The sequence below is a fragment of the Variovorax sp. YR216 genome, assembly GCF_900107745.1.
Lineage (GTDB): Bacteria > Pseudomonadota > Gammaproteobacteria > Burkholderiales > Burkholderiaceae_C > Variovorax.
The window spans coordinates 263760-288952 of sequence record NZ_FNRO01000004.1; the positions used below are offsets into that span (position 1 = coordinate 263760).

Annotated in this window: 27 protein-coding genes; 21 read left to right on the plus strand and 6 right to left on the minus strand. The window is 66.9% G+C overall.

Annotation, left to right across the window (positions count from 1 at the left end; genetic code table 11):
• Position 1: 1 nt before the first annotated feature.
• A complete protein-coding gene (locus BLW05_RS14535; protein WP_093163562.1) occupies positions 2-1732 on the plus strand; it encodes a peptidoglycan D,D-transpeptidase FtsI family protein in 1731 nt (576 codons plus the stop codon).
• A 60-nt stretch (positions 1733-1792) separates the two neighbouring features.
• Here BLW05_RS14535 and BLW05_RS14540 read toward each other — a convergent pair whose 3' ends face one another.
• A complete protein-coding gene (locus BLW05_RS14540) occupies positions 1793-2695 on the minus strand; it encodes a LysR family transcriptional regulator (protein WP_093163564.1) in 903 nt (300 codons plus the stop codon).
• A gap of 114 nt (positions 2696-2809) precedes the next feature.
• Between BLW05_RS14540 and gcl the strand changes: the two genes are divergently transcribed.
• The 9 genes from gcl (at position 2810) to BLW05_RS14585 (ending at position 12562) form a co-directional block, all read left to right on the plus strand.
• Entirely contained in the window at positions 2810-4603 is a 1794-nt protein-coding gene (gene gcl, locus BLW05_RS14545) for a glyoxylate carboligase (RefSeq protein ID WP_093163565.1), read from the plus strand.
• 18 nt (positions 4604-4621) lie between these two features.
• Positions 4622-5401, plus strand: coding sequence for a hydroxypyruvate isomerase (gene hyi, locus BLW05_RS14550; RefSeq protein WP_093163567.1), 780 nt, complete (start codon positions 4622-4624; stop codon positions 5399-5401).
• Positions 5307-6338: a 2-hydroxy-3-oxopropionate reductase gene (locus tag BLW05_RS14555; RefSeq protein ID WP_256330334.1), complete on the plus strand. Its 1032-nt coding sequence runs from the start codon at positions 5307-5309 to the stop codon at positions 6336-6338. Before hyi ends, BLW05_RS14555 begins: the two co-directional genes overlap by 95 nt.
• A 228-nt stretch (positions 6339-6566) precedes the next feature.
• Complete coding sequence (locus BLW05_RS14560) at positions 6567-8870, plus strand: NADP-dependent malic enzyme (protein ID WP_093163570.1); 2304 nt, start codon at positions 6567-6569, stop codon at positions 8868-8870.
• A 188-nt stretch (positions 8871-9058) separates the two neighbouring features.
• Positions 9059-10087, plus strand: coding sequence for an ABC transporter substrate-binding protein (locus BLW05_RS14565; protein WP_093163571.1), 1029 nt, complete (start codon positions 9059-9061; stop codon positions 10085-10087).
• Positions 10087-10929: an ABC transporter ATP-binding protein gene (locus tag BLW05_RS14570; RefSeq protein ID WP_093163573.1), complete on the plus strand. Its 843-nt coding sequence runs from the start codon at positions 10087-10089 to the stop codon at positions 10927-10929. The genes BLW05_RS14565 and BLW05_RS14570 overlap by 1 nt, the downstream gene beginning before the upstream one ends.
• A 4-nt stretch (positions 10930-10933) precedes the next feature.
• A complete protein-coding gene (locus BLW05_RS14575) occupies positions 10934-11704 on the plus strand; it encodes an ABC transporter permease (RefSeq protein WP_093163574.1) in 771 nt (256 codons plus the stop codon).
• Entirely contained in the window at positions 11697-12179 is a 483-nt protein-coding gene (locus BLW05_RS14580) for a nucleoside deaminase (RefSeq protein WP_093163576.1), read from the plus strand. Before BLW05_RS14575 ends, BLW05_RS14580 begins: the two co-directional genes overlap by 8 nt.
• Before the next feature lie 68 nt (positions 12180-12247).
• Entirely contained in the window at positions 12248-12562 is a 315-nt protein-coding gene (locus BLW05_RS14585; RefSeq protein ID WP_093163577.1) for an EthD family reductase, read from the plus strand.
• Positions 12563-12582: 20 nt separating this feature from the next.
• Here the strand turns inward: BLW05_RS14585 and BLW05_RS14590 are convergent, their stop codons facing one another.
• The 3 genes from BLW05_RS14590 to BLW05_RS14600 form a co-directional block, all read right to left on the minus strand.
• Positions 12583-13008 carry a hypothetical protein gene (locus BLW05_RS14590; protein ID WP_143044833.1) on the minus strand — a complete coding sequence of 142 codons (426 nt, stop codon included), beginning with the start codon at positions 13006-13008 and terminating at the stop codon, positions 12583-12585.
• A 165-nt stretch (positions 13009-13173) separates the two neighbouring features.
• A complete protein-coding gene (locus tag BLW05_RS14595) occupies positions 13174-13572 on the minus strand; it encodes an OsmC family protein (RefSeq protein ID WP_093163580.1) in 399 nt (132 codons plus the stop codon).
• A gap of 37 nt (positions 13573-13609) precedes the next feature.
• Positions 13610-14653: an aromatic ring-hydroxylating dioxygenase subunit alpha gene (locus BLW05_RS14600; RefSeq protein WP_093163582.1), complete on the minus strand. Its 1044-nt coding sequence runs from the start codon at positions 14651-14653 to the stop codon at positions 13610-13612.
• Between the two features lie 281 nt (positions 14654-14934).
• On the opposite strand from BLW05_RS14600, the gene BLW05_RS14605 reads away from it, so the two are divergent.
• From BLW05_RS14605 to BLW05_RS14645, 9 genes are all read left to right on the plus strand, one after another.
• Entirely contained in the window at positions 14935-15963 is a 1029-nt protein-coding gene (locus tag BLW05_RS14605; RefSeq protein WP_093163583.1) for an ABC transporter substrate-binding protein, read from the plus strand.
• A complete protein-coding gene (locus BLW05_RS14610; RefSeq protein ID WP_093163585.1) occupies positions 15960-16481 on the plus strand; it encodes a nucleoside deaminase in 522 nt (173 codons plus the stop codon). Before BLW05_RS14605 ends, BLW05_RS14610 begins: the two co-directional genes overlap by 4 nt.
• 104 nt (positions 16482-16585) lie before the next feature.
• Positions 16586-16933 (plus strand): winged helix-turn-helix domain-containing protein, encoded by a 348-nt coding sequence (locus BLW05_RS14615; RefSeq protein ID WP_093163587.1) that lies wholly within the window; start codon positions 16586-16588, stop codon positions 16931-16933.
• Between the two features lie 77 nt (positions 16934-17010).
• Positions 17011-17268, plus strand: coding sequence for a hypothetical protein (locus BLW05_RS14620; protein WP_093163588.1), 258 nt, complete (start codon positions 17011-17013; stop codon positions 17266-17268).
• A 116-nt stretch (positions 17269-17384) separates the two neighbouring features.
• Positions 17385-18062: a molybdate ABC transporter permease subunit gene (modB, locus tag BLW05_RS14625; protein ID WP_093163590.1), complete on the plus strand. Its 678-nt coding sequence runs from the start codon at positions 17385-17387 to the stop codon at positions 18060-18062.
• 18 nt (positions 18063-18080) lie between these two features.
• The gene (gene modA, locus BLW05_RS14630) at positions 18081-18854 is read left to right on the plus strand and encodes a molybdate ABC transporter substrate-binding protein (RefSeq protein WP_093163591.1); all 774 of its coding nucleotides are present in this window, start codon (positions 18081-18083) and stop codon (positions 18852-18854) included.
• Positions 18851-19630, plus strand: coding sequence for an ABC transporter ATP-binding protein (locus BLW05_RS14635; RefSeq protein WP_093163592.1), 780 nt, complete (start codon positions 18851-18853; stop codon positions 19628-19630). The genes modA and BLW05_RS14635 overlap by 4 nt, the downstream gene beginning before the upstream one ends.
• Positions 19631-19778: 148 nt before the next feature.
• Positions 19779-20609 (plus strand): urease accessory protein UreD, encoded by an 831-nt coding sequence (locus BLW05_RS14640; RefSeq protein WP_093163594.1) that lies wholly within the window; start codon positions 19779-19781, stop codon positions 20607-20609.
• 22 nt (positions 20610-20631) lie between these two features.
• A complete protein-coding gene (locus BLW05_RS14645) occupies positions 20632-22077 on the plus strand; it encodes an MFS transporter (protein ID WP_093163596.1) in 1446 nt (481 codons plus the stop codon).
• Between the two features lies 1 nt (position 22078).
• Here the strand turns inward: BLW05_RS14645 and BLW05_RS14650 are convergent, their stop codons facing one another.
• Entirely contained in the window at positions 22079-23023 is a 945-nt protein-coding gene (locus tag BLW05_RS14650; protein ID WP_093163597.1) for a VTT domain-containing protein, read from the minus strand.
• Between the two features lie 207 nt (positions 23024-23230).
• On the opposite strand from BLW05_RS14650, the gene BLW05_RS14655 reads away from it, so the two are divergent.
• Together BLW05_RS14655 and BLW05_RS14660 are read left to right on the plus strand one after the other, a co-directional pair.
• On the plus strand, positions 23231-23824 hold the full coding sequence (locus BLW05_RS14655; RefSeq protein WP_256330308.1) for a sigma-70 family RNA polymerase sigma factor: 594 nt from the start codon (positions 23231-23233) through the stop codon (positions 23822-23824).
• Entirely contained in the window at positions 23811-24494 is a 684-nt protein-coding gene (locus BLW05_RS14660) for an anti-sigma factor family protein (protein WP_093163599.1), read from the plus strand. Before BLW05_RS14655 ends, BLW05_RS14660 begins: the two co-directional genes overlap by 14 nt.
• On the opposite strand, the gene urtE is transcribed toward BLW05_RS14660, so the two are convergent.
• Positions 24495-25187 (minus strand): urea ABC transporter ATP-binding subunit UrtE, encoded by a 693-nt coding sequence (gene urtE / locus BLW05_RS14665; RefSeq protein WP_093163600.1) that lies wholly within the window; start codon positions 25185-25187, stop codon positions 24495-24497.
• Between the last annotated feature and the right edge of the window lie 6 nt (positions 25188-25193).

Here is a 25193-nt window from a genome sequence, read left to right on the forward strand (position 1 = left end):
AATGAATCGAAGCGGACGCAGCGTCCAATACGCAACCAGCCCCCTGCTCACGAGCAAGACACCCGTCTGGCGCAGCAAACTCATCGTCGCCGGGATCGCGGCCGGCTTTCTCGTGCTGGCGGTGCGCGCCTTCTATGTCGAGGTGTTCGACAACCAGTTCTTCCAGCACCAGGGTGAAGTGCGCTTCGCCCGGACGCTCGAGCTGCCCGCCAACCGCGGGCGCATCCTCGACCGCAATGGCGACATCCTCGCCTCCGATATTCCAGCGCCCAGCATCTGGGCGATTCCGGAAGACGTGGACCCCGCCGATCCGGCAATCCAGCCGAAGCTGAAGAAGCTGGCCGAATTGCTCGGGATCCCGCAGGCCGAGCTCACGCGCAAGCTGGACGCCGACGACAAGAGCTTCGTCTGGCTCAAGCGGCAGGTCGACGAAGCGGTCGCCAGGCAGATCGCCGCGCTCGACATCAAGGGCATCTACCAGCGACGGGAATACAAGCGCCAATACCCCGAGGGCGAAGCCGCCGCGCATGTGGCCGGCTTCACCAACGTCGAGGACGTCGGCCAGGAAGGCATCGAGCTCGCGTTCGACAAGGAGCTCGCGGGCAAGACGGGTTCGCGCCGCGTGATCAAGAACCGCCTGGGCGCGGTGGTCGAGGACGTGGGCGAACAGGTCCCGCCGATCGAGGGCCACGACATCCAGCTCAGCCTGGACGACCGCATCCAGGCCGTGACCTACGAGAAGCTGCGCGACGCCGTGGTCGCGAACAAGGCCCGGGCCGGCAGCGCGGTCGTGGTCGACGCCCACACCGGCGAGCTGCTCGCGATGGCCAACTACCCGAGCTTCGACCCCAACGACCGGCACAACCTCACCGGCGAGCAACTGCGCAATCGCGCCATGACCGATGTCTTCGAGCCGGGCTCGACGATGAAGCCCATCACCGTCGCCACCGCGCTCGAGCTCGGCCGGGTCACGCCGCAGACGATCATCGACACCAACCCCGGCCGGATCACCGTGTCCGGTGCGACCATCCACGACGACGAGAACTTCGGCGTGCTGACGGTCGAAGGCGTGATCCAGAAATCCAGCAACGTCGGCGCGACCAGGATCTCGCAGCGCATGACGGCCAAGGAGATGTGGGATTCGTTCACCTCGCTCGGCTTCGGCCAGAAGCCGCAGACGGTGTTCCCAGGTGCCGTGACCGGGCGGCTGCGGCCGTACAAGTCATGGCGCCCGATCGAGCAGGCCACGATGTCCTACGGCTACGGCCTGTCTGCCTCGCTGTTCCAGATTGCCCATGCGTACACCGCGTTCGCCAACGGCGGCAAGGTCATTCCGATCACCCTGCTGAAATCGAGCGAGCCGCCGGTGGGCGTTCCGGTGTTCTCCTCCGCGGTAGCGAGCGAAGTTCGCAAGATGATGCACATGGCCGCCGCGCCCGGCGGCACCGCGCCGCTCGCGCAGACCGAAGGCTATTCGGTGGGCGGAAAGACCGGCACCGCCCATAAGCAGGTCGGCAAGGGCTACGCCGGCAACAAGTACCGCGCCTGGTACACCGGCATGTCGCCGATCGACAAGCCGCGCGTCATCGTCGCGGTGATGATCGACGAACCGAGCGCGGGCAAGTACTTCGGCGGTCTCGTGGCCGCGCCGGTGTTCAGCCAGGTGGTGCAGCAGACCTTGCGGATCCTGAACGTGCTACCCGATCTGCCCGTGGCGTCGCAGGCGCACTAGATGATGCTCGCCCCCAGGTTGGCTCACTTCGTGTAGCCGCCCACCCCCTGCCGGGGGCGCCTATTTCTTCCACCATTGCTCGCCGAAGCGGCCCTGCAGGAAGGCGACGAAGCTCAACACCTTCCCCGGTACCAGCTTCGGCGATGGGAACACCGCATGGATTTCCTGCTCGGCCAACGCGTGGTCGGCCAGCACCTCGACCACCTGCGCTGAAGCGAGCGAATCGCTCGCCACATAGCGTGGCATCAGGGCGATGCCGAGCCCCGCGCGCGCAGCGGCCAGCACCGCCGAGACGTTGTTGGAGCGCAGCCGGCCCGATACCGGCACCGACACCGGCTCGCCCCTGGGCGTGTGCATGTGCCACACGTCGTCGCCCACCACGCTGCTGTAGATCAGCGCCACATGCTCGCTCAGGTCCTGCGCCTTCTTCGGCGTGCCGTGCTCCCTGAGATAGTCCGGCGCGGCGACCATCACCCACGGATTCATGCCGAGGTAGCGCGCGCCGAGCGACGAATCCGCGAGCTTGCCCATGCGGATCGCCACGTCGATGCCCTGCGCGACCAGGTCTACGTAGCGGTCCTCGAAGCTGAGATCGACCTGGACCTGCGGGTGCCGCGCCATGAATTCCAGCGCCAGCGGCACGATGACGCGGCGACCGAACGCGGTCGAGGTGCCGATGCGCAGCAACCCCTGCGCCTGCGACTGCTGCAGCTTGACGATGCTGTCGGCCTCCTCGGCGTCGCGCACGATGGACTTGCACTTCTCGTAGTAGAGCGCACCCGCCTCGGTGAGACTCACGCCGCGCGTGTTGCGGTTGAGCAGCCGCGCCTTCAGCCGCGCCTCGGTCGCCGCGACCTGCTTGGTCACGGTGGGCTGGGTGGTGTTGAACTCGCCGGCGGCCTTGGAGAAGCTGCCTGTCTCCACCACGCGCACGAACATCTCCATTGCAAGCAGTCGGTCCATGAGCCTGATCCTAGCCCCACTTATTCCGTCATGGAATAGGCTTTATGGCCCCCGGCCGTCTTCTGCGAAGAGCCCCCTCTTCCTACAGTCGAGTCCATCCCAAGGAGACTCAAAATGGCAAAGATGACCGCGGCCCAGGCCGCCGTGCTCGTGATGGAAAAAGAAGGCGTGACGCAGGCTTTCGGCGTTCCCGGCGCCGCCATCAACCCACTGTATTCCGCGCTGCGCAAACAGGGCAGCATCGCCCACATCCTCGCGCGGCACGTCGAGGGCGCCTCGCACATGGCCGAGGGCTACACCCGCGCGGTGGCCGGCAACATCGGCGTGTGCATCGGCACCTCCGGCCCGGCCGGCACGGACATGATCACCGGCCTCTACTCGGCATGGGCCGATTCGATCCCGATCCTCTGCATCACCGGCCAGGCGCCGCGCGCGCGGCTCTACAAGGAAGACTTCCAGGCGGTGGACATCGAATCGATCTCCAAGCCGGTCACCAAGTGGTCGGTCACGGTGCGCGAGCCGGGACAGGTGCCGCAGGTCTTCCAGCAGGCTTTCCACCTGATGCGCTCGGGCCGGCCGGGCCCGGTGCTGATCGACCTGCCCTTCGACGTGCAGATGGCGCAGATCGAGTTCGACATCGACACCTACCAGCCGCTCGAACCCTACAAGCCCGCAGCGACGCGTGCCCAGATCGAGAAGGCCATCGGCATGCTGAATGCGGCCGAGCGGCCGCTGATCGTCGCCGGCGGCGGCATCATCAATGCCGATGCAGCCGACCTGCTGGTGCGCTTCGCCGAGGCGACCGGCGTGCCCGTGATCCCCACCCTCATGGGCTGGGGCGTGCTTCCCGACGACCATCCGCTGATGGCCGGCATGTGCGGCCTGCAGACCAGCCACCGCTACGGCAACGCGACGATGCTCGCGAGCGACTTCGTGCTCGGCATCGGCAACCGCTGGGCCAACCGGCACACCGGCTCGGTCGACGTCTACACCAAGGGCCGCACCTTCGTGCACGTCGACATCGAGCCCACGCAGATCGGCCGCGTGTTCACCCCCGACTTCGGCATCGTCTCCGACGCCAAGGCCGCACTGAAGCTCTTCGTGGAAGTCGCCGAGGAGATGAAGGCCAAGGGCAAGCTGCCGGATCGCAGCGAGTGGGCCGGCCAGTGCCGCGACCGCAAGAAGACCATGCTGCGCAAGACGAACTTCGAGGACGTGCCGATGAAGCCGCAGCGCGTCTACCAGTGCATGAACAACAACTTCAGCCACGACACCTGCTACGTGAGCACCATCGGGCTCTCGCAGATCGCGGCGGCGCAGTTCCTGCACGTTTACAACCCGCGCCACTGGATCAACTGCGGCCAGGCCGGCCCGCTGGGCTGGACCATTCCCGCGGCGCTCGGCGTGCGCGCGGCCGACCCGGGCCGCAAGATCGTCGCGCTTTCGGGCGACTACGACTTCCAGTTCATGATCGAGGAGCTCGCGGTGGGCGCGCAGTTCAAGCTGCCGTACATCCACATCGTGGTCAACAACTCCTATCTCGGGCTGATCCGCCAGGCGCAGCGCGGCTTCGAGATGGACTACTGCGTGCAGCTCGGCTTCGAGAACGTCAATGCCAGCGAGGACAGCGGCGTCGAGCGCAGCTACGGTGTCGACCACCTCAAGGTGGTGGAAGGTCTCGGCTGCAAGGCGATCCGCGTCTACAAGCAGGAAGAAATGACGCCGGCCATCAAGCACGCCGAACAGCTCATGGCCCAGTTCCAGGTGCCGGTGGTGATCGAGGTGATGCTCGAGCGCGTGACCAACATCGCGATGGGAACCGAGATCGACGCCATCAACGAGTTCGAGCCCTTGGCCGAGAGCCTGGCGGACGCGCCCACGGCGACCGCCGTTTCGATGCTCGACTGATCCCGAGGAGACAGGAACATGCCCAAGTTCGCAGCCAATCTGACGATGCTGTTCAACGAGCTGCCGTTCATGCAGCGATTCGAAGCCGCCGCCAAGGCGGGCTTCAAGGCGGTGGAGTACCTGTTCCCGTATGCCTACGAGAAGAGGGAGCTCGCTGCCGCGCTACGCGACAACGGACTCGCCCAGGTGCTGCACAACCTGCCCGCCGGCAACTGGGACGGCGGCGAACGCGGCATCGGCTGCCACCCGGATCGCGTGGGCGAGTTCCGCGAAGGCGTGGCGCGCGCGATCGACTACGCGACGGCGCTCGGCTGCCCCAAGGTCAACTGCCTGCTGGGCAAGCTGCCCGAAGGCGTGACCGCCGCCGACGCACGCAAGGTGGTGATCGACAACCTGCGCTATGCGGCCAGTGAATTGCAGCAGGCCGGCATCCGGCTGCTGATCGAGCCGATCAACACCTTCGACATCCCCGGCTTCTACCTGAACCGGACCGACCAGGCGCTGTCGATCATCGACGAGGTCGGCTCGCCCAACCTGCTGGTGCAGTACGACATCTATCACGCGCAGCGCATGGAAGGCGAGCTCGGCAACACGCTCTCGAAGCACATCACGCGCATCGGCCACATCCAGCTCGCGGACAACCCCGGCCGCGGCGAGCCGGGCACGGGCGAGATCAATTACCCGTGGCTTTTCAAGCACATCGATTCGCTCGGCTACGACGGCTGGATCGGCTGCGAATACAAGCCGCGCGGCACCACGGTCGAAGGCCTCGGCTGGCGTACCGCACTCACGCAATAACGAAGTCACACATCAGGAAAAAAGGAAGTCTCGCGATATGTCGAACACGAACGCACAGAAGATCGGTTTCATCGGCCTCGGCATCATGGGTGCGCCGATGGCGGGGCATCTGCTGGAGGCCGGCCATCAGCTCTACGTGAACACGCGCGGTCCGGTGCCGGAGCCTTTTGCTTCGAAGGCGATGGTCTGCACAACGGCCGCCGACGTGGCCCGGCAGGCCGACGTGATCTTCGTGATGGTGCCGGACACGCCCGACGTGGAGAAAGTACTGTTCGGCGAAGGCGGCGTCGCAACCGGGCTGACAAAGGGCAAGGTCGTCGTCGACTGCAGCTCGATCGATCCGATCGCGACGAAGGAATTCGCCAAGCGCATCCTCGACCTGGGCTGCGGCTATGTCGACGCGCCGGTTTCGGGTGGCGAAGTGGGCGCGAAGGCGGCAACCCTCACCATCATGTGCGGCGGCGACGAAGGCACCTTCGGACGCGTGCGGCCGCTGCTCGAAAAGATGGGAAAGAACATCACGCTGGTCGGCAACGTGGGCGACGGGCAGGTGTGCAAGGTGGCGAACCAGATCATCGTGGCACTCAACATCGCGGCGGTGGGGGAGGCGCTGGTGTTCGCTTCCAAGGCCGGGGCCGATCCGGCCAAGGTCCGGCAGGCGCTGATGGGTGGCTTTGCTGCATCGCGCATCCTGGAGGTGCATGGCGAACGGATGATCAAGCGCACCTTTGCGCCGGGATTCCGGATTGCGCTGCACCAGAAGGACCTGAATCTTGCGCTGCAGGGTGCCCGGTCGCTGGGTGTCGCGTTGCCGCAGACCGCCAGCGCGGCCCAGCTCATGAATGCGTGCGCGGCATTGGGATACGGGCAGGAAGACCACTCTGCGCTGGTTCGAGCGCTGGAAGCGATGGCGGGCCACCCAGTCGCGCAAGGGTAGTTTCCGGCCCGGGGCGGGGTCGCAGACGAGCACCGCCGCCGATCCCCCCTGAGCCCGGTTTGCGGTGCGGCCGTCCCACAGAAAAAACAAAAATCACCCCATGCAAGCCAACAGTTCCATTCATGAACATCCCGCATCAACTCAAAGAGCAATCCAAGTCGATCACCCTCGTTCCCACCCCGACTTTGCGTTAGCCTCTCTCCTGAGCCAGTAAGCAAGGAGACACCGATGGCCAACAAAGAACTTTCCCCCGCCGAACATGCACTGCGTGACGCGGCTCGCGAATACCACCGCTCGCCGGTCAAAGGCAAGATTTCCATCTCGCCCACCAAGCCCCTCCTGAACCAGCGCGACCTCTCGCTCGCCTACTCGCCGGGCGTCGCCTACCCCTGCCTCGACATCGAGGCCGACCCCGCCCTCGCCGCCGAATACACCTCGCGCGGCAACCTCGTCGGCGTCGTCACCAACGGCACCGCTGTCCTCGGGCTCGGCAACATCGGCCCGCTCGCCAGCAAACCGGTGATGGAAGGCAAGGGCTGCCTGTTCAAGAAGTTCGCCGGCATCGACGTGTTCGACATCGAGCTCGCCGAGAACGACCCCGACAAGCTCGTCGACATCATCGCTTCGCTCGAGCCCACCCTCGGCGGCATCAACCTCGAAGACATCAAGGCGCCCGAGTGCTTCTACATCGAGAAGAAGCTGCGCGAGCGCATGAACATCCCCGTCTTCCATGACGACCAGCACGGCACCGCCATCATCTCGGCCTCCGCGCTCATCAACGGCCTCGAACTCGTCGGCAAGAAGATCGAAGACGTCAAGATCGCCGTCTCCGGCGCGGGCGCGGCCGCCATCGCCTGCCTCGACGTCATGGTCGGCCTCGGCGCCAAGGCGTCCAACATCTACGCCGTCGACTCCAAGGGCCTGATCTACATCGGCCGCCCCGGTGGCTTCGACGACTCGAAGACCCGCTACGCGCAGAAGGACACCGGCGCCCGCACCCTCGCCGACGTCATGAAGGACGCCGACGTCTTCCTCGGCTGCTCCGCGCCCGGTGTCGTGACGCAGGACATGGTCAAGAGCATGGCCAGCCAGCCGATCATCCTCGCGCTGGCCAACCCCGAGCCCGAGATCCGCCCCGAGCTGGCCAAGGCCGTGCGCCCGGATTGCATCGTCGCCACCGGCCGCTCCGACTACCCGAACCAGGTCAACAACGTCCTGTGCTTCCCGTACATCTTCCGCGGCGCGCTCGACTGCGGCGCGACCAAGATCACGGAAGAAATGAAGCTCGCGTGCGTGCGCGAGATCGCCGACCTCACCAAGGCCGACATCAGCGAGGAAGTCGCCACCGCCTACGCCGGCCAGGAACTGGCCTTCGGCCCCGACTACATCATTCCCAAGCCCTTCGACTCGCGGCTCATCCTGCGCATCGCACCGGCCGTCGCCAAGGCGGCGCAGGACTCGGGCGTCGCCACACGGCCGATCGAGGACCTCGAGGCCTACCGCCAGCACCTCACGCGCTTCGTCTACCAGACCGGCATGTTCATGCGCCCGGTGTTCACCGCCGCCAAGTGCGCCACCGCCAAGCGTGTCGCCTATGCCGAAGGCGAAGACGACCGCGTGCTGCGCGCCGCCCAGCTCGCGGTGGATGAAGGGCTCGCCAAGCCGATCCTCGTCGGCCGTCCGGCGGTCATCGAGGCCCGCATCAAGAAAGCCGGCCTGCACATGCGCCTGGGCACCGACGCCGAATGCGTGGACCCCGAGGACGATCCGCGCTTCCGCACCTACTGGGAGGCGTACCACAAGATCATGGGCCGTCGCGGCATCACGCCCGAGGCTTCGAAGGCCATGGTGCGCCGCTCCAACACGACGATCGCGTCGCTGATGGTCCACCTGGGCGACGCGGATGCAATGCTCTGCGGACTGGTCGGCCGCTTCGACAGCCACCTGCGCATCCTGCAGAACATCCTCGGCCAGAAGCCCGAGGCGCCGGGCTTCGCAACGCTCAACGCGCTCACGCTCGAGAAGTACACCCTCTTCATCGCCGACACCAACGTGCATGAAGACCCGAGCGCCGAAACGCTCGCGAAGATCGCGGTCATGGCCGCCGAGGAAGTGCGCCGCTTCGGCCTGCCGCCCAAGGTCGCCTTCCTGTCGCACTCGAACTTCGGAACGTCGGAGCGCGGATCGGCCCGCAAGATGCGCCAGGCCCGCGAGCTCTTCGCCAAGATGGCACCCGACATCGAATGCGACGGCGAAATGCACGGCGACGCCGCCCTGTCCGAGGAAGTCCGTCGCAAGGCCCTGCCCGATTCGACGCTGACCGGCGAAGCCAACCTGCTGATCTGCCCGAACCTCGACGCGGCCAACATTCTCTTCAACGTGCTGAAAATGACCGGCAGCAACGGCGTGACGGTCGGCCCGATCCTGATGGGCGCGAACGGCCAGGCGCACATCCTGACCCCCTCGGCGACGGTGCGGCGCGTGGTCAACATGACCGCGCTCGCGGTGGCCAACGCGAACTCGCCGCGCTGATTTCGCGCACCGGAATGAACGCCCCGCCGCGGTGCACGCGACGGGGCGTTTTTCATTTTTCGCCTTGCCGACGCGGGGATACCCGCACGCGGCGTCATGCACCCCATTGGCACATCGGAAGGGTTCGCACCAAGTGCGTGCGGGCACCGTTTTTGCTTGAATTCGTTACACCTTTGAACGGAATTCGAATGAACAAGCGCCAACTGATCCAGTCCTTTCTCGCCGCATCGGCCCTCAGCTTCGGCCTCGGCACGGCCTACGCGCAGACCACGCCGATCAAGTTTCAGCTCGACTGGCGCTTCGAGGGACCCGGCGCCTTCTTCACCCACCCCGCCGCCAAGGGCTACTTCAAGGCGGCCGGCCTCGATGTGACGGTCGACGCCGGCAACGGCTCCGGCGGCGCGGTCACGCGCGTGGCGTCGGGCGCTTACGACATGGGCTTCGCCGACCTCGCGGCGTTGATGGAATTCCACGCCAACAACCCCGACAGCCCGAACAAGCCGGTGGCGGTGATGATGGTCTACAACAACACGCCGGCCTCGGTCATGGCGCTCAAGAAGAGCGGCATCACCAAGCCCGCCGACCTCACCGGCAAGAAGCTGGGCGCGCCGGTGTTCGACGCCGGCCGCCGCTCGTTCCCGATCTTCGCCAAGGCCAACAACATCGGCGCCGTGAACTGGACCGCGATGGACCCGACCCTGCGCGAAACCATGCTGATGCGCGGCGACATCGACGCGATCACCGGTTTCACCTTCACATCGCTGCTCAACCTCGAAGCGCGCGGCGCGAAGACGGCGGACGTGGTGATCCTTCCCTACCCCGACTACGGCGTGAAGCTCTACGGCAACGCGATCATCGCGTCGCCAAAGCTCATCAAGGAGAACCCGGCGGCCGTGAAGGCGTTCCTGCAGGCCTTCACCAAGGGCGCGAAGGAAGTCATCGCCAATCCGGCCGTCGCGATCGAGTCGATCAAGGCGCGCGACGGCATCGTGAACAGCGAACTCGAAACCCGCCGCCTGAAGCTCGCGATCGACACCGTGGTGAACACGCCCGACGCACGCGCCGAGGGCTTCGGCCAGATCAACGCCGGCCGCCTCGCGCTGATGGCCTCGCAGGTGTCCGACGCCTTCGGAACCAAGACGCGCGTGAATCCTGACGCGGTGTGGAACGGCTCCATGCTGCCGACCTCCGCCGAGCTGAACATCCTGCGCAAGTAATGCAGGAGCAGGACAACACGCCCTTCGTCGATTTCCAGGACGTCTGGCTCGCCTACAACGAGGAACTGCTGCGCGCGAATCACTTCGCGGTCGAGGCGATCGACCTCCAGGTGAAGCGCGGCGAGTTCATCGCGATCGTCGGGCCCTCGGGCTGCGGCAAGTCGACCTTCATGAAGCTCACGACGGGCCTCAGGATGCCGTCGATGGGCAAGATCCGCATCGACGGCGAGCCGGTCACCGGGCCGCTGAAGATCTCGGGGATGGCCTTCCAGGCGCCATCGCTGCTGCCGTGGCGCACCACCGTCGACAACGTGCTGCTGCCGCTGGAGATCGTGGAGCCCTACCGTTCGACCTTCAAGGCCAAGCGCAAGGAGTATGTCGAACGCGCACGCAGGCTCTTGCAGAAGGTCGGCCTCGGCGGCTACGAGGACAAGTTCCCGTGGCAGCTTTCAGGTGGCATGCAGCAACGCGCGAGCATCTGTCGCGCGCTCATCCACGAGCCGAAGATGCTGCTGCTCGACGAGCCCTTCGGCGCGCTCGACGCCTTCACGCGCGAGGAGCTCTGGTGCATCCTGCGCGACCTGTGGACCGAGCAGCAGTTCAACGTGATCCTGGTCACGCACGACCTGCGCGAGTCGGTGTTCCTCGCCGACACGGTGTACGTCATGAGCAAGAGCCCCGGCCGCTTCGTCGTCAAGCGCGAGATCGACCTGCCGCGCCCGCGCGAGCTGGAGATCACCTACACCAAGGAGTTCACCGACATCGTGCTGGAACTGCGCAGCCACATCGGCGCCATTCGCAGCCAGGGCGCCGCTTCCACTGCCACCGCGATCCCGCAGTAAGACCATGAAGAACAAGAAGCTCATCGAACGCTGGTCGCCCTGGCTGCTGCTGGTCGCCGTCATCATGCTCTGGCAGATCATCTGCTCGGCCTTCGAGGTGTCTGAATTCATCTTTCCGAGCCCGTGGCGCATCTGGACGCAGTTCTGGGAATTCAAGGACGTCATCGCCGGCCATGCCTGGCGCACCTTCTGGGTCACGATGGCGGGCTTCGGCATCGCGATCGTGGTGGGCGTTTTGCTGGGCTTCGTGATCGGCAGCTCGCGCGTGGCCTACGCGGCGGTGTATCCGCTGATGACCGCCTTCAACGCATTGCCCAAGGCGGCCTTCGTGCCTATCCTCGTGGTGTGGTTCGGCATCGGCATAGGGCCGGCGATCCTCACGGCCTTCCTCATCAGCTTCTTCCCGATCATGGTCAACATCGCAACCGGCCTGGCGACGCTCGAGCCCGAGCTGGAAGACGTGCTGCGCGTGCTCGGCGCCAAGCGCTGGGACGTGCTGGTGAAGATCGGCCTGCCGCGTTCCCTGCCGTACTTCTATGGCTCGCTCAAGGTCGCGATCACGCTGGCCTTCGTCGGCACCACGGTGTCGGAGATGACCGCCGCCAACGAAGGCATCGGCTACCTGCTGATCTCCGCCGGTTCGTCGATGCAGATGGGCCTCGCCTTTGCGGGCCTGATGGTGGTCGGCGCGATGGCGATGCTGATGTACGAACTCTTCAGCGCGGTCGAGAAGCACACCACCGCGTGGGCGCACCGGGGTTCGCAAGGTGAATGACGCCCAGAGGCTGAAGGCCCTGCACCGCGCCAACGAAGTCGCGCGGCGTGCGATGGCGATGGGCCGGCACCCCTTCGGCGCGGTGCTGATCGCGCCGGACGGCGAGACCGTGCTGGCCGAGCAGGGCAACATCGACACGGTGCATCACGCCGAGGCCACGCTCGCGCGCACCGCATCGCTGAACTACCCGGCCGACTATCTCGCGCAGTGCACCCTGGTGACCACCTTCGAGCCCTGCGCGATGTGCGCGGGCACCATCTACTGGGCCAACATCGGGCGCGTGGTCTACGGTGCGGAAGAAGCCGCGCTACTGGCGCTCACGGGCGACCACCCCGAGAACCCGACGCTGTCGCTGCCGTGCCGCGAGGTGTTCGCGCGTGGGCAGAAGAACATCGAGGTCATCGGCCCGGTGGCTGAAGTCGTGGAAGACATGATCGCGACGCATCGCGGCTTCTGGGAAACGCGCGGCCATTGAGTCCGCCGCGCCTTGTTCGCGGCCGCGCGTTCTCCTATGCTCTGGCGCTTGCCAACAGGAGACGCAACATGATCAAAGTCAGCGTGATGTACCCGCACACGCCCGGGTCCCGCTTCGACCACGACTACTACCGCGATTCGCACATGCCCATGCTCAAGCGGCTGATGGGCGATGCGTGCAAGTCCTACACCATCGACAAGGGCCTTGGCGGCGGCGCACCCGGCGCGCCGCCGGTGTACGTCGGCATGTGCCACGTCTTCTGCGATTCGGTCGAAGCCTTCCAGGCCGCGTTCGGGCCGCACGCCAAGGAAATCCTCGGCGACGTCGCGAACTACACCGACATCAAGCCGGTGATGCAGATCAGTGAAGTGGTGGTGGGCTAAGGCTGTGAACAGGCCCTAGCTCAGTCGTAGAGCAGCGTCACGATCGCGCCGCCGCGGACGTCCGCCGGGACGGCTGACTTCATGCCGATCGACAGGCCCCGACCATCGGGTCCGATCAGGCATCTCCCGTCGATCGCCGCTGCCGATGCGCCGGTCCGTGAGTCGGTGCAGCGAACGGCGATATCCGCCCGACCCACTGCATCGACACGCGCAGTCGCTTGCCGCAGATTGCGCGTGTCATCCGTTACGCCGATGTCGGCCCATCCGGCACGCGAGGCTTCGGCGACCACCGGCAAGGTGGCGGGCGCGCTCACCTGATAGGTCGAAACGACGATCCTCCCGGTGAAATTGATGGTTCCGCCGATGGCATCAGGAAAGAAGGGCACCGCCAGAAGCAACGCCGCGGCCGGCGTGATGCAGCCCTTGAACAAGACTGAACGTTCCATGTCCGCTCCCCAAAACGGGCGAGGCGTTCGGAACGATTTCCGCTTGTGCCGGCACGTTTGCTGGCAATGATTGCATTTTGTAAACGAGCTGCGGAAACCTTTCCGTTCGGCTTGATCGCGACCGAAAGCGCGGATACGCTCATCTGCTTTCGGTGCCGCGCGGGCTCAGACGAGACGGGTCTCGATCTCGGTCTTCACCTCGGTCATCAGGCGGTGCAGCGGGCACTTGCCCGCCACGCGCAAGAGCTCCGCCCGTTGTTCTTCACTGAGGTTGCCGGTCACGCGCAGCGACGTGCCCAGGCGGTAGGTGCCCTTGCGCTCTTCGCTGTCGTCGCGGTCCACCACGACTTCGATCTCTTCCACCGGGATGCCCTTGCGCCTGGCGTAGACCAGCACGGTGAGCGCCTTGCATGCGCCGAGCGAAGCGTCGTAGAGGTCATGCGGTTGCGGCCCGGCGTCGTCGCCACCGGCCGCAACGGCTGCGTCGACCGGAATCTCGTGGGCGCGAATGCGGACCGTGTGCCGCGTGCCGCTGATGTCGTCGCGGCGAACCGTGATGGTCATCGAGGTCTCCTGAAGGAATGGACCACGATGGTAGCGTTCAGCGGTGCACCTCGGCCTCGCCGTGCTTCGCGAGCAACTGCATCAGGTGCTTGCGGATCAGCATGCCGGGGCGGTCGGACTCCATCGAGTACTCCACGCCGCGCCGGCGCGTATCGACCAGCGCATCGGGGTCGGTCGATTCGAGGATGTCCTTGTCCTCGCGCGTGATCTCCTCGTCGAAATCGATCAGCATCCGGGCCGCGCAATCGGCCTCGGTGTCGTTGCGGAACAGCCATTGGCACAGCTGGATGCGGCCGTCGTCGATCGGCGTGAAGCAGTTGATGATGATGTGGCGGATGCCCGAGGGATATTCGATGTCGAGCCGGCGCGAAAACGGCAGGAAGTAGGCATTGCGCATGTGCCGCGTGGTGATCGGATCCGTCACGCCGCTGATCGCATGGAACTTGGCGGGGTTCACCGCGTCGATGACCGTCTCGGCGTGGAAGCCCGATTCGTTCTCGATCAGCTCGTACTTGCTCGGCTTGGGACTTGCGGCCACGCCGAAGGTCGCGCGGTGCACGAAGCTGAAGTGCGAGTTGTCGAACGAGTTCTCCAGCGCGCGCATCGGGCTGGTCTGCCACTCCTCGTAGAACTGATGAATCGTGCGGAACGCCGGATCGTCGTATTCCGGAACGGCCGGGATGTCCGCGATCGGATCTTCCAGCGCAACCCACGCATAGCCGTAGCGCGCGGTGCAGTGATAGGCCGTGGTCCTGTATTCCGGCGAGATCTTGCGGTCCGGCTCGTACTGCGGGATGCGGATCACCTGCCCGCCGCGGTCATAGGTCCAGCCGTGGTAGCCGCATTGGATCGCGCCCTGGCTGCACGCCTTGCCCTCGGCATCCACGCACCAGCCCTTCGAGAGCTTCGCGGTGCGATGGCAGCAGCGGTCGCGCAACGCGGCCGGCTGGCCGTCGGCATCGAGGAACAGGACGATGTTTTCGCCGAGCAGGGTGAAAGGCTTCGGCCCCTGCTGCAGATCGGCCAGCGGCATGACGGCATGCCAGAACTTGCGGAAGACGGGTTGCTGCGTGACGAGCATGAGAAAGACTCCTTCGGGTGTGCGTGGGGACGACCATGAAAGAGCAATTTCCCGCCGCGGACCGGGCCGGGCTGAACGCTTCTACTCTGCGTTGAAGGTCATGCAAGTTGCGCGCCCGGTTCCTGTGCATGCTGGCATGCCTCCTGCATCACGCCGGTGAAGAGTAGAAGCGTTCAGCAGCGCACGCACCCCGTGGTGCGCCGCCCGGAAATTGCTCTTGAGGCGCCCCGACCCGTACGCGGCGGGCGCCCAGGACCCACGAACTTTCCGGAGATCTCCTCATGCAACGCCGTTCCTTCATCGTTTCCGTCGCGGCCGGTGCCGCCACATTCGGCGCACCCAGCGTCTTCGCCCAGGGCCCGAAGCTCACCCCGCTCAAGTTCACCCTCGACTTCCGCGTCAACGGCCAGACCGCGCCCTTCTTTCTTGCGGAGAGCAAGGGCTACTACAAGGACGAAGGGCTCGACGTGAGCATCGACACCGGCGCGGGCTCGGTCGCCTCGATCACGCGCATCGCAAGCGGCGTCTATCAACTGGGCCTCGGCGACATCAGCTCGCTCGTCGAGTTCAATGCACAGAACCCCGGCACCCCGGTGGTGCAGGCGGTCTACCAGTACTACAACCGCGCACCATTCGTGATCATCGGCCGCAAGGACCGCGGCATCACCGGCGATTTCCAGAGCCTGCAGGGCAAGAAGGTCGCCGCGGCCGCGGTCGAGTCCACCCGCCGCGCATGGCCGATGGTCGCGCGCAAGAAGGGCATGAAGGGCGACGCCTTCCAGTGGCAGACCACCGACTTCAGCGCACGCGACAACGTGATGGTGCGCGGCGACGTCGATGCCGCGACCTACTTCCACGATTCGGCGGTGTCGCTGTTCGCGCGCATGAAGATCGATGAACTGTCGGTCCTCAAGTATTCGGACGCCGGCGTGAACCTGTACGGCAACGCGATCCTCGCCAGCAGCAACCTGATCGCGCAGAACCCGAAGGCGGTGGCCGCCTTCCTGCGCGCGACCAACCGGGCGATCGCCCTGACCTTCGCGAACCCGTCGGCCAGCATTGCAGCCATGCGGCAGCGCGAGCCGATCCTCGATGCGAAGGTGGAGCTCGACCGCTGGGCGATCACGGCCCAGTACGTCGGCGCGGAGGACACCCGCGCGCACGGCCTCGGCGACATCCGCAAGCTCACGCTCGAGCAGCAGGTGGATGAAGTGGCCGATGTGTTCGGCCTGAAAGTCAAACCGTCGGCCGATGCCATTTTCAACAGCTCGATGCTGCCGGCACGCGCAGAACGTAGCATCAAGGCATGACCGCCCTTCCGCCCGACTTCTTTCCAGCCGAATCCGCGCTCGACGAACGCGACGGGCGCTACCTGCGCAAGGCCATCGTGTGGTCGCATGCCGCCCGGCGTCGCGGCAACCGCCCGTTCGGTGCGGTGATCGTGTCCGCCGCCGGCGAGGTGCTGGCCGAGGCCTACTGCAACACCGCCGAGACGGGCGACGTCACCGGCCATGCCGAGACCAACGCGGTGCGCATGCTCGCCGAACGCAGGCTCCCGCGCGAGGTACTCGCCGGCGCGACGATCTATTCGTCCGGCGAGCCCTGCGTGATGTGCGCAGGCGCGATCTTCTGGGCCAACATCGGCCGCGTGGTGTTCGGCATTGACGCCGAGCGGCTGCGGGTGTTTCGGGGCGAACGCGGCGACCAGCGCGATGCGGAGCTGTCCTGCCGCGACGTGTTCCGCGCATCGCCGCATCCGATCGAGTGCATCGGCCCCGCGCTGGTCGACGAAGCCGCTGCGGCGCACGACGGCGCCTGGAAGACCTGAGCGCTCAGCGCGCCGGCGCTGCCGGATCCCTCGATGTATTCATTCTGACATGACGCCATCGCGCGCGATTGGACCCGGTCGCCGGATCGTTTAACCTCCGCGCCATGAAATCCAAAGTGCAGTTCCGCCTGCGCATCTACCGCGACGAGAGCATTGCCATCGGACCCGGGAAGATCGCGCTGCTCGAAGCCATTGCGGAAACCGGCTCGATCTCCGCCGCCGGCCGTCAGCTCGGCATGTCGTACCGCCGCGCGTGGATGCTGATCGACGAGATGAACCGCGCGCTCAGCGCACCGGCAGTCAGCACCGCCACCGGCGGCACGCACGGCGGCGGCAGTGCGCTGACGCCGGTCGGCGAGCAGATCGTGCGCCACTACCGCGCCATCGAGAGCACCGCACGTGTCGCGGCGGCAGCGGACATCACCGCGCTGACGCGCCTGCTCGCACCATGACGATCGAGGGGTGCACGCTCCATTTCACCGGCAACGACGTGCTCGACCAGACGCCGGTGCTCGACATCAAGCTCTAGGTGCCGCGCTTCGACGTGCGCGAGACCGATCGGGTGGGCTGGTTCGCGGCCAGGCTCGATGCTGCCCAAGGTGCGATCGGACGACCGCATGGCCTGATCCGCCGCGGTGCAGGCGGCGCCCGTTTTCCTGCTCAGGACGTCACCGATGTCCTGCGCATCCACCAGCGCGACCAGGAACGATTGCGCCTCGCCGCCAGCGGTGCTCCGTTCTTTGCGGTGCCGCCATCCTGCCTCATCGCTGTATCGGCGAGTATATGAAGATTGATCTTCCCGGGATCGCCATCACCGTCTTCGCCCTCTATTCACCAGCGAAAGGAGGATCTTCAGCACACCATATTTTTCATGTGTAACAATACCGTCGTTCCCTCAAGTGCATGACGACCGCCTTCCTTTCCTCGATGGACTGGTCACCGCTGGTGCTCTCGGTCAAGGTCGCGACCTTTGCGACGCTGCTCGCACTGGTGGCCGGTGTCATGCTGGGCTGGCTCTTCGCGCGCCGGCCGTTTCCGGGCTCCCCGGTGCTTGAATCGCTGTTCATGCTGCCGCTGGTGCTGCCCCCGACGGTGATCGGCTATGCGATCCTGGTCGCGGCCGGCCGGCGCAGCCCGCTTGGCGGATGGCTGCGCGAGCATTTCGACTACACGATCATCTTCAGCTGGCACGGCGCGGTGGTGGCCTCGGCGGTGGTGGCGCTGCCGCTGGTGCTCAAGTCGGCCAGCGCCGCCTTCGAGCATGTGGACCGCTCCCTCGAAGCCGCGGCGAGCACGCTGCGCCAGTCGCCGCTGTCCGTCTTCCTGCGTGTGACGCTGCCGCTCGCATGGCCGGGCATCCTCGCGGGCACGCTCCTGGCCTTCGCGCGTGCCATGGGCGAGTTCGGCGCGTCGCTGATGGTCGCGGGCTCGATCCCCAAGCAGACTCAGACCCTGTCGATGGCCATCTATGACGCCGCGCAGGCCGGCAACGACGACCTCGCGCTGGTGCTGGTGGTCGTCACGTCACTGCTCTCGATCACCGTGCTGGTTCTGTCGAACCGGTTCTTCTCACTCCGCTGACGGCCAAGGAGCCACTTCATGCGCACATCCCGTCTCGCTTGCCGCCTCGCTTCCCGCCTTGCCTCCATCGTTCTCGCCCTTGCCCTTCCGGTCGGTGCGATGGCGCAACAGCTCACGGTGTCGGCGGCGGCGAGCCTGACGGATGCCTTCAGGGAGATCGGCGCCAAGTTCGAGGCGAGCAAGCCCGGCGCGACCGTGCGCTTCAACTTCGCCGCCTCGGGCGTGCTGCTGCAGCAGATCAGCCAGGGCGCACCGGTGGACGTCTTCGCCAGTGCCGACCAGGAAACCATGGACCGCGCCGCGAACCAGAAGCTGATCGACACCGCGACGCGCAAGGACTTCGCGATCAACAGCCTCGTGCTGATCGAGCCCGCCCAGGGCGGTGCCGGCATCAAGACGCTGCAGGACCTCACCGGCCCCGGCGTGAAGAAGATCGCTGTCGGCAAGACCGCGACCGTGCCGGTGGGCCGCTACACGCGGGAGGCGCTGGAGGCCGCGAAGCTCTGGACTCCGCTCGAGCCCCGCTTCGTGCAGGCCGACAGCGTGCGCCAGGTGCTCGACTACGTGAGCCGGGGTGAAGCGGAAGCCGGGTTCGTGTACCGTACCGATGCCGCCGTCATGGGCGACAAGGTGCGCGTGGTGCTCACGGCGACCGGCCACACGCCCGTGTCCTATCCGATCGCCGTGATCGCCGAGAGCAAGGAGAAGACGTTGGCGAAGGATTTCATCGCGTTCCTTTCCACGGAGCAGGCGCAGGCAGTGCTGGTGCGCTTCGGCTTCGGCAAGCCGTGATCGACGTCGACCTGCAACTGACGGTCACCGACGGCACGCGCCGCTTCGATCTCGCGGCGCGCTTCGCCACGAATGTTCCCTTTGCCGCACTCTATGGACCATCCGGCGCCGGCAAATCGCTGACCTTCCAGGCCATCGCCGGGCTGCTGCATCCCTCGCGCGGGCATGTGCGGCTCGACGGCCGCACCCTGTTCGACTCCGCGCAGCGCATCGACGTGCCCGCGGCCGAGCGGCGCATCGGCTACCTGTTCCAGAACTACGCGCTGTTTCCGCATCTCTCGGTGCGCGAGAACGTCGCGTTCGGACTCACCTCCTGGCGCAAGCGTCGTCTTTCGCGCGAAGACGCGGAGCAGGTCGACACCCTGCTGCGCAGCTTCGATCTCACCGCCATGGCCGACAGCCGGCCGCGCACCTTGTCCGGGGGACAGCAGCAGCGCGTGGCGCTCGCCCGCGCCCTCGCGTGCCGCCCGCAGGTGCTGCTGCTGGACGAGCCCTTCGCGGCGCTCAACCCCATGCTGCGCAGTGCCGTGCGGCAGGACCTCGCGGCGATGCAGCGCGAATGGGGCATTCCGGTGCTGATGATCACGCACGACGTCGACGACGTGCTCGACCTGGCCGACGTCGCTTTCGTCTATGAAGCCGGCCAGGTGGCCCAGGAGGTCAATCTGCGCGACGGCACCAGCCGTTCGCTCATGACGCAGAAGCTCGGCGTGCCCGCGCGGCTCGAGGAAACGCCCGAGCGCCGGAAGCTGCGTCGCCTGCTCCACGGCGGCTAGGCGCGGCAGCTCCGCCTGAGCCTCAGTGCCGACCATCACGCTGGACGCTTTGATCACCGCGTAGGCCTTGCACGCCGCGCTCGGCGAATCCGCTTTTCCGGCCATGTGCCGCCAGCGCTGAGCGCGGAGAAATCCCTACACTCGACGCATGCCCTGGCACGCGCAACTCGACCTCGACTACCGTCTCGAACAACAACGCAGCGTTGCGCGATTCCGCCACGACGGGCCACTGCGGATTCTCCAGAGCCTGTATCCCGAGGGCGACGCGGTGTGCCACAACGTGCTGGTCCACCCGCCGGGCGGGCTGGTGAGCGGCGACACGCTGGACATCCGCGTGCGCGCCGCGTCGGGAAGCCATGGGCTGATCACCACGCCGGGCGCCAGCCGCTTCTACCGCTCCGAGGGCGAACTCGCGCGGCAGCGCACCGAGCTCGCGCTCGAACCTGGCGCTCGCCTCGAATGGCTGCCGCTCGAAGCCATCTGCTACAGCGGCTGCCGCGCCGAGAACCGGCTGACCCTGCGCGTCGCGCCGGGTGCCGAGCTCATCGGCTGGGACGTGACCGCGCTCGGCCTGCCCAACGCAGGCAAGCCCTTCGAAAACGGCACGCTGCAGCAGCACATCGAGGCGCCGGGCGTGTGGCTGGAGCGCGGGCGCATCGATGCGAGCGACCTGCGGCTGCTGCAGAGTCCGCTCGGCTTCGCCGGCCATCGCTGCATCGCATCGATCTTCTTCATCGCCGGCTCGCCGATCGCGCGCGAGCGGTGCGAGGCCGCGCTCGATGCGGCGCGCTCGCTCATCGAGCGCCATTCGCTGCAGGAAAGTGCGGGCGTGACCAGCCCGCACGCCGAGGTCATCGTGCTGCGCGCACTTGCGCCAGTGGTCGAGCCGGCGATGCAGCTGCTGCGTCAGGTCTGGATGGCCTGGCGCGGCGAACTCTGGAAGCTCCCGGGCCAGCCACCGCGCATCTGGGCGATGTAGCCGTGCATCGGGCGGAGCCGACATGCGCATCGAACGAAGCGACATTCCGGCCCGTCTCGACCGCCTGCCCTGGTCGCGCTGGCATTGGCGAGTGGTCATCGCGCTCGGCGTGGCCTGGGTGCTCGACGGGCTGGAGGTCACGCTGGTCGGCTCGCTCGGCGGCGTGCTGGAGCGGCCCGACACGCTGGCCCTGACCGCGACGGAGATCGGCTGGTCCGGCTCGCTCTATATCGCCGGGGCGGTGGTCGGCGCGCTGGTCTTCGGCCGGCTGGCGGACCGGCTGGGCCGCAAGCGGCTCTTCCTGCTGACGCTCGCGGTGTATGCAGCCGCGACGCTCGCGACCTCGCTTTCGACCGGTTTCGCGTTCTTCGCCTGCTGCCGGTTCGCGACCGGGCTGGGCATCGGCGGCGAGTACGCGGCCATCAACTCCGCGATCGACGAGCTGATTCCGGCGCGCGTGCGCGGGCGGGTCAACCTCGCGATCAACGGCAGCTTCTGGGTGGGCGCGGCGCTCGGCGCAGGGGTGAGCCTGTGGCTGCTCGATCCGCGCGTGCTGGGGCCGGTGGCGGGCTGGCGCGTCGGCTTCGCATTGGGCGCGGTGCTCGCGCTGGCGATCCTGCTGGTGCGGCGCGACGTGCCGGAAAGCCCGCGCTGGCTGATCGCGCACGGCCGCGCGGAGGAAGCCGAAGGCATCGTGCGCCGCATCGAGGAACACGTGGCGGCACGGCACGGGCCGCTGCCGCCGGCAGTCGGCCATGTGGCCTTCGGTGGCCGCGCGGAGCCCGGCTGGCGCGAAGTGGTTCACGTGCTGCTGCGGCGATATCCCCAACGCAGCCTGGTCGCGCTGGCGTTGATGATTTCGCAGGCCTTCTTCTACAACGCGATCTTCTTCACCTATGCGCTGGTGCTCACGCGGTTCCATGGCGTGCCCGAAGGCCGGGTCGCGCTCTACATCTTTCCGTTTGCGCTGGGCAATGTGCTCGGGCCGCTGATCCTCGGGCCGCTGTTCGACCATGTGGGCCGGCGGCGGATGATCGCGCTGACCTACGTGGGCTCGGGCATCGGGCTCGGGCTGACGGGATGGGCCTTCATGCTCGGCCTCCTCGACGCGCGCAGCCAGGCCCTGTGCTGGTCGGCGGTGTTCTTCCTGGCCTCGGCGGCGGCGAGTTCGGCCTATCTCACGGTGAGCGAGGTCTTCCCGCTGGAGATGCGCGCGGTTGCGATCTCGATCTTCTATGCGGTGGGCACCGGCGCCGGCGGGTTCGTGGCGCCCGTGCTGTTCGGCGCGCTGATCGAGACCGGCAGCCGAGGCGCGGTGGCAATCGGCTATGCGATCGGCGCGGTGCTGGTCATCGTGGCCGGATCGATCGCGTGGCGCTGGGCGGTGGACGCAGAGCGCAAGCCGCTCGAGGAGATCGCGCCGCCGCTCGGTTCGGCGCCGCGCGATACATCGGGGCCGCGCCGGTGATTCAGGCCGTGTGGGTCGGGTGCCCGGCCTCGACCCACGCCTCGAGCCCGCCCGCCAGCGGCCGCGCGCGCTTGATGCCGCGCGATGCCAGCGCCTGCGCGCCCAGCGCGGCCGACACCTCGTTGGGGCAACTGCAATAGAGCACGATCTCGCGGTCGGCGCCGTCGAACGGCAATTCAACGCGTCGCTGCTGGATGTCCTTGAGCGCGATCGGCAGCGCGCCGGGAATGCGCCGCGGATCGACCTGCACACCCGCTTCGCCGCGCACGTCGATGACGATCGGCGGCGGCTCGCCGTCCATCATCGTCATCAGTTCGCCGACCGTGACGCGCGGCATGCCGGTCAGGCGCATGAAGGTGCGGCGCCGCCAGTAGCGCACCGCGAGCATCGCGGCAAGGACGACGACGAGCGCCACGATCGCGATGCCACCGGCCTGCGACATGGCATCGAGCACCGCCTGGATCTGGTCGCGGAAGATCCAGCCGAGCCCGAGAAAGATGCCTGTCCACAGCAGCGCCGCGGCCGTGTCGAACGCCACGAAACGCCACGACGACATGCCCAGCGCACCCGCCATCGGCGGCGCGATCACCGACACGCCCGGCACGAACTTCGCCAGGACCAGCGACATCCCGCCCCACCGGCCGATCAGCGTCTCGCTGCGGCGTACGCAGGAATCCGGCGACATGGAGATCTTGCAGAGCAGCCGCATGAACCGGTAGCCGTAGAGCCGCCCCGCATAGAACCAGACGGCATCGCCGAGCAGGTTCGCGATCCACGAGGCGGCCACCATCGCCACCAGCAGCAAGGGCTGCGCGATCGCCGCCAGCGCGCCCGCCACCACGAGCAGCGGCGATGCCGGCACCGGGAGCCCAACCCGCGCGCAGAAGGTGGCCACGAACACGACCGCGACGGCGTGCTCCACGAGCAGCAGGCTCAGTTGCTCCACGCGGGGCTCCCGGCGGGCAACGGCAACGGTCGGACGGCGGAAGGCATCGGCATGGCGGGCGGCTCTGGGTGTTGGAGTGGCCAGAGCGTAGCGCCTTCCGGGCGCGGGCGGATTGGGTCGGGAAGGAACAGAATCTCCCTGTGCATGACGGCGGCCGGGCGCCGCCTGTTCCCGTGGTCCGGGAATAAATCCGCGAGGCGCCCCGTCATGCAGGGGAAGACTGTGTTGAACGACCGCACCCGCCGATTCGAGACCGCGGCCCTGCCGCACCTGCACGCCGCCTACAACCTGGCGCGCTGGCTGCTGCGCGACGACCGGCTGGCCGAGGACGCGGTGCAGGAGGCCTTTTTGCGCGCGTTCCGATTCTTCGACGACCTTCGCGGCGGCGATGCGCGGCCGTGGCTGCTCGGCATCGTGCGCAATGCCTGCTACGACGCGATGCGCCAGTCCCGCCATCTGGCAGACCAGGTGGAATTCGACGAGTTCCGTGATGTCGGCACCGAGGACGCCGGCATCGGCGCGGCCCCGCGCGACGGCGGGGACCCTGCTGCCGCGTGGGAGCAGCGCGACCTGGGCCGGCGCATCGACGCGGCCATCGAAGCGCTCGCGCCGCCGTTCCGCGAAGTCATCGTGCTTCGCGAGATGGAAGACATGTCATACGAGGAGATCGCGCGCATCGCCGGCATCCCGGTCGGGACGGTGATGTCGCGCCTGTCGCGCGCCCGCGCGCTGCTGCGCAATGCGCTCCAGGAGGAAGCGCCGCCCGACAAACCAGGAGCCCATCGCGATGCGACCCACTGAAACGGACGAACTCGGCAGGCTGATCCGGCAGGAGGCGACGCGCCATGCGCCGCCGCCGGCGCTGGCCGAGCGCATCCGCGCCGGACTGCGAAGCGCGGATGACGCACAGGCGCGAGTGCCGCCGCGGCGGCCGAAGGTTCGCCCGCGCTGGCCGCAGGCGCTTGCACTGTTCGGCGCGGGTGCCGCCACGGCGTGGGGCCTCTCGTTCGTGCTGCTGCTGGGCACGGCGAGCAACGTGCTCGGCGATGCGGTCACCGACAGCCACATCCGATCCCTGATGGCCGGACATCTGACGGATGTGGTGTCTTCAGACCATCACACCGTCAAGCCGTGGTTCGCCGGCAAGCTCGATTTCTCCCCGCCGGTGGTCGATCTGGCGGCCGAGGGCCATCCGTTGATCGGCGCCCGGCTCGACTACATCGAAGGGCGCGCGGTGGCGGCGCTGGTCTACCGGTCGGGGCAGCACGTCGTGAACCTCTTCATCTGGCCGGATCCGCGGGACGGCGCGTCCGCCCCGCAAGTGCTGGCCCGACGCGGCTACAACACGGTTCGCTGGACCGAAGGCGGAATGCAGGTCTGGGCCGTCTCCGACTTGAACGCGGCTGAACTGCAGGCTTTCGCGAAACTCGTACGCGAACGGATGGGAGCCGCTCAGCCGCCCGCAAGCTGATCAGATCGCAACCAGCTGGCGCACACCTTCCGCTTCCATGTCCTTGCCCAAGCCACGAGCAATCACCTCGCCGCGCTCCATCACGAGGTAGTCGTCGGCCAGCTCCTGCGCAAAGTCGTAGTACTGCTCGCACAGCACGATCGCCATGTCGCCGCGGTCGGCCAGCATGCGGATCACGCGGCCGATGTCCTTGATGATGCTCGGCTGGATGCCTTCGGTGGGCTCGTCGAGAATCAGCAGCTTGGGCTTCGGTGCCAGCGCACGGGCGATCGCGAGCTGTTGCTGCTGCCCGCCCGAGAGATCGCCGCCACGCCGGTTGAGCATCTGCTTGAGCACCGGGAAGAGCTCGTACAGCTCAGGCGGCACCGGCGTGCTGCCGGACTTGTACGCGAGCCCCATGCGCAGGTTTTCCTCGACCGTGAGGCGCGCGAAGATCTCGCGACCCTGCGGCACGAAGCCCATGCCCGCGCGCGCTCGCTCGTAGGGTGTTCGCTTGTGGATGGGAGCGCCATCGAACTCGATGCTGCCGCTCTTGATGGGCACCAGCCCCATCAGCGACTTGAGCAGCGTGGTCTTGCCGACACCATTGCGGCCGAGCAACACCGTGACCTTGCCGAGGCGAGCTTCGAAGCTGACATCGCGCAGGATGTGCGAGCCGCCGTAGTACTGATGAATGTTCTTGACCGTGAGCATGCTTGC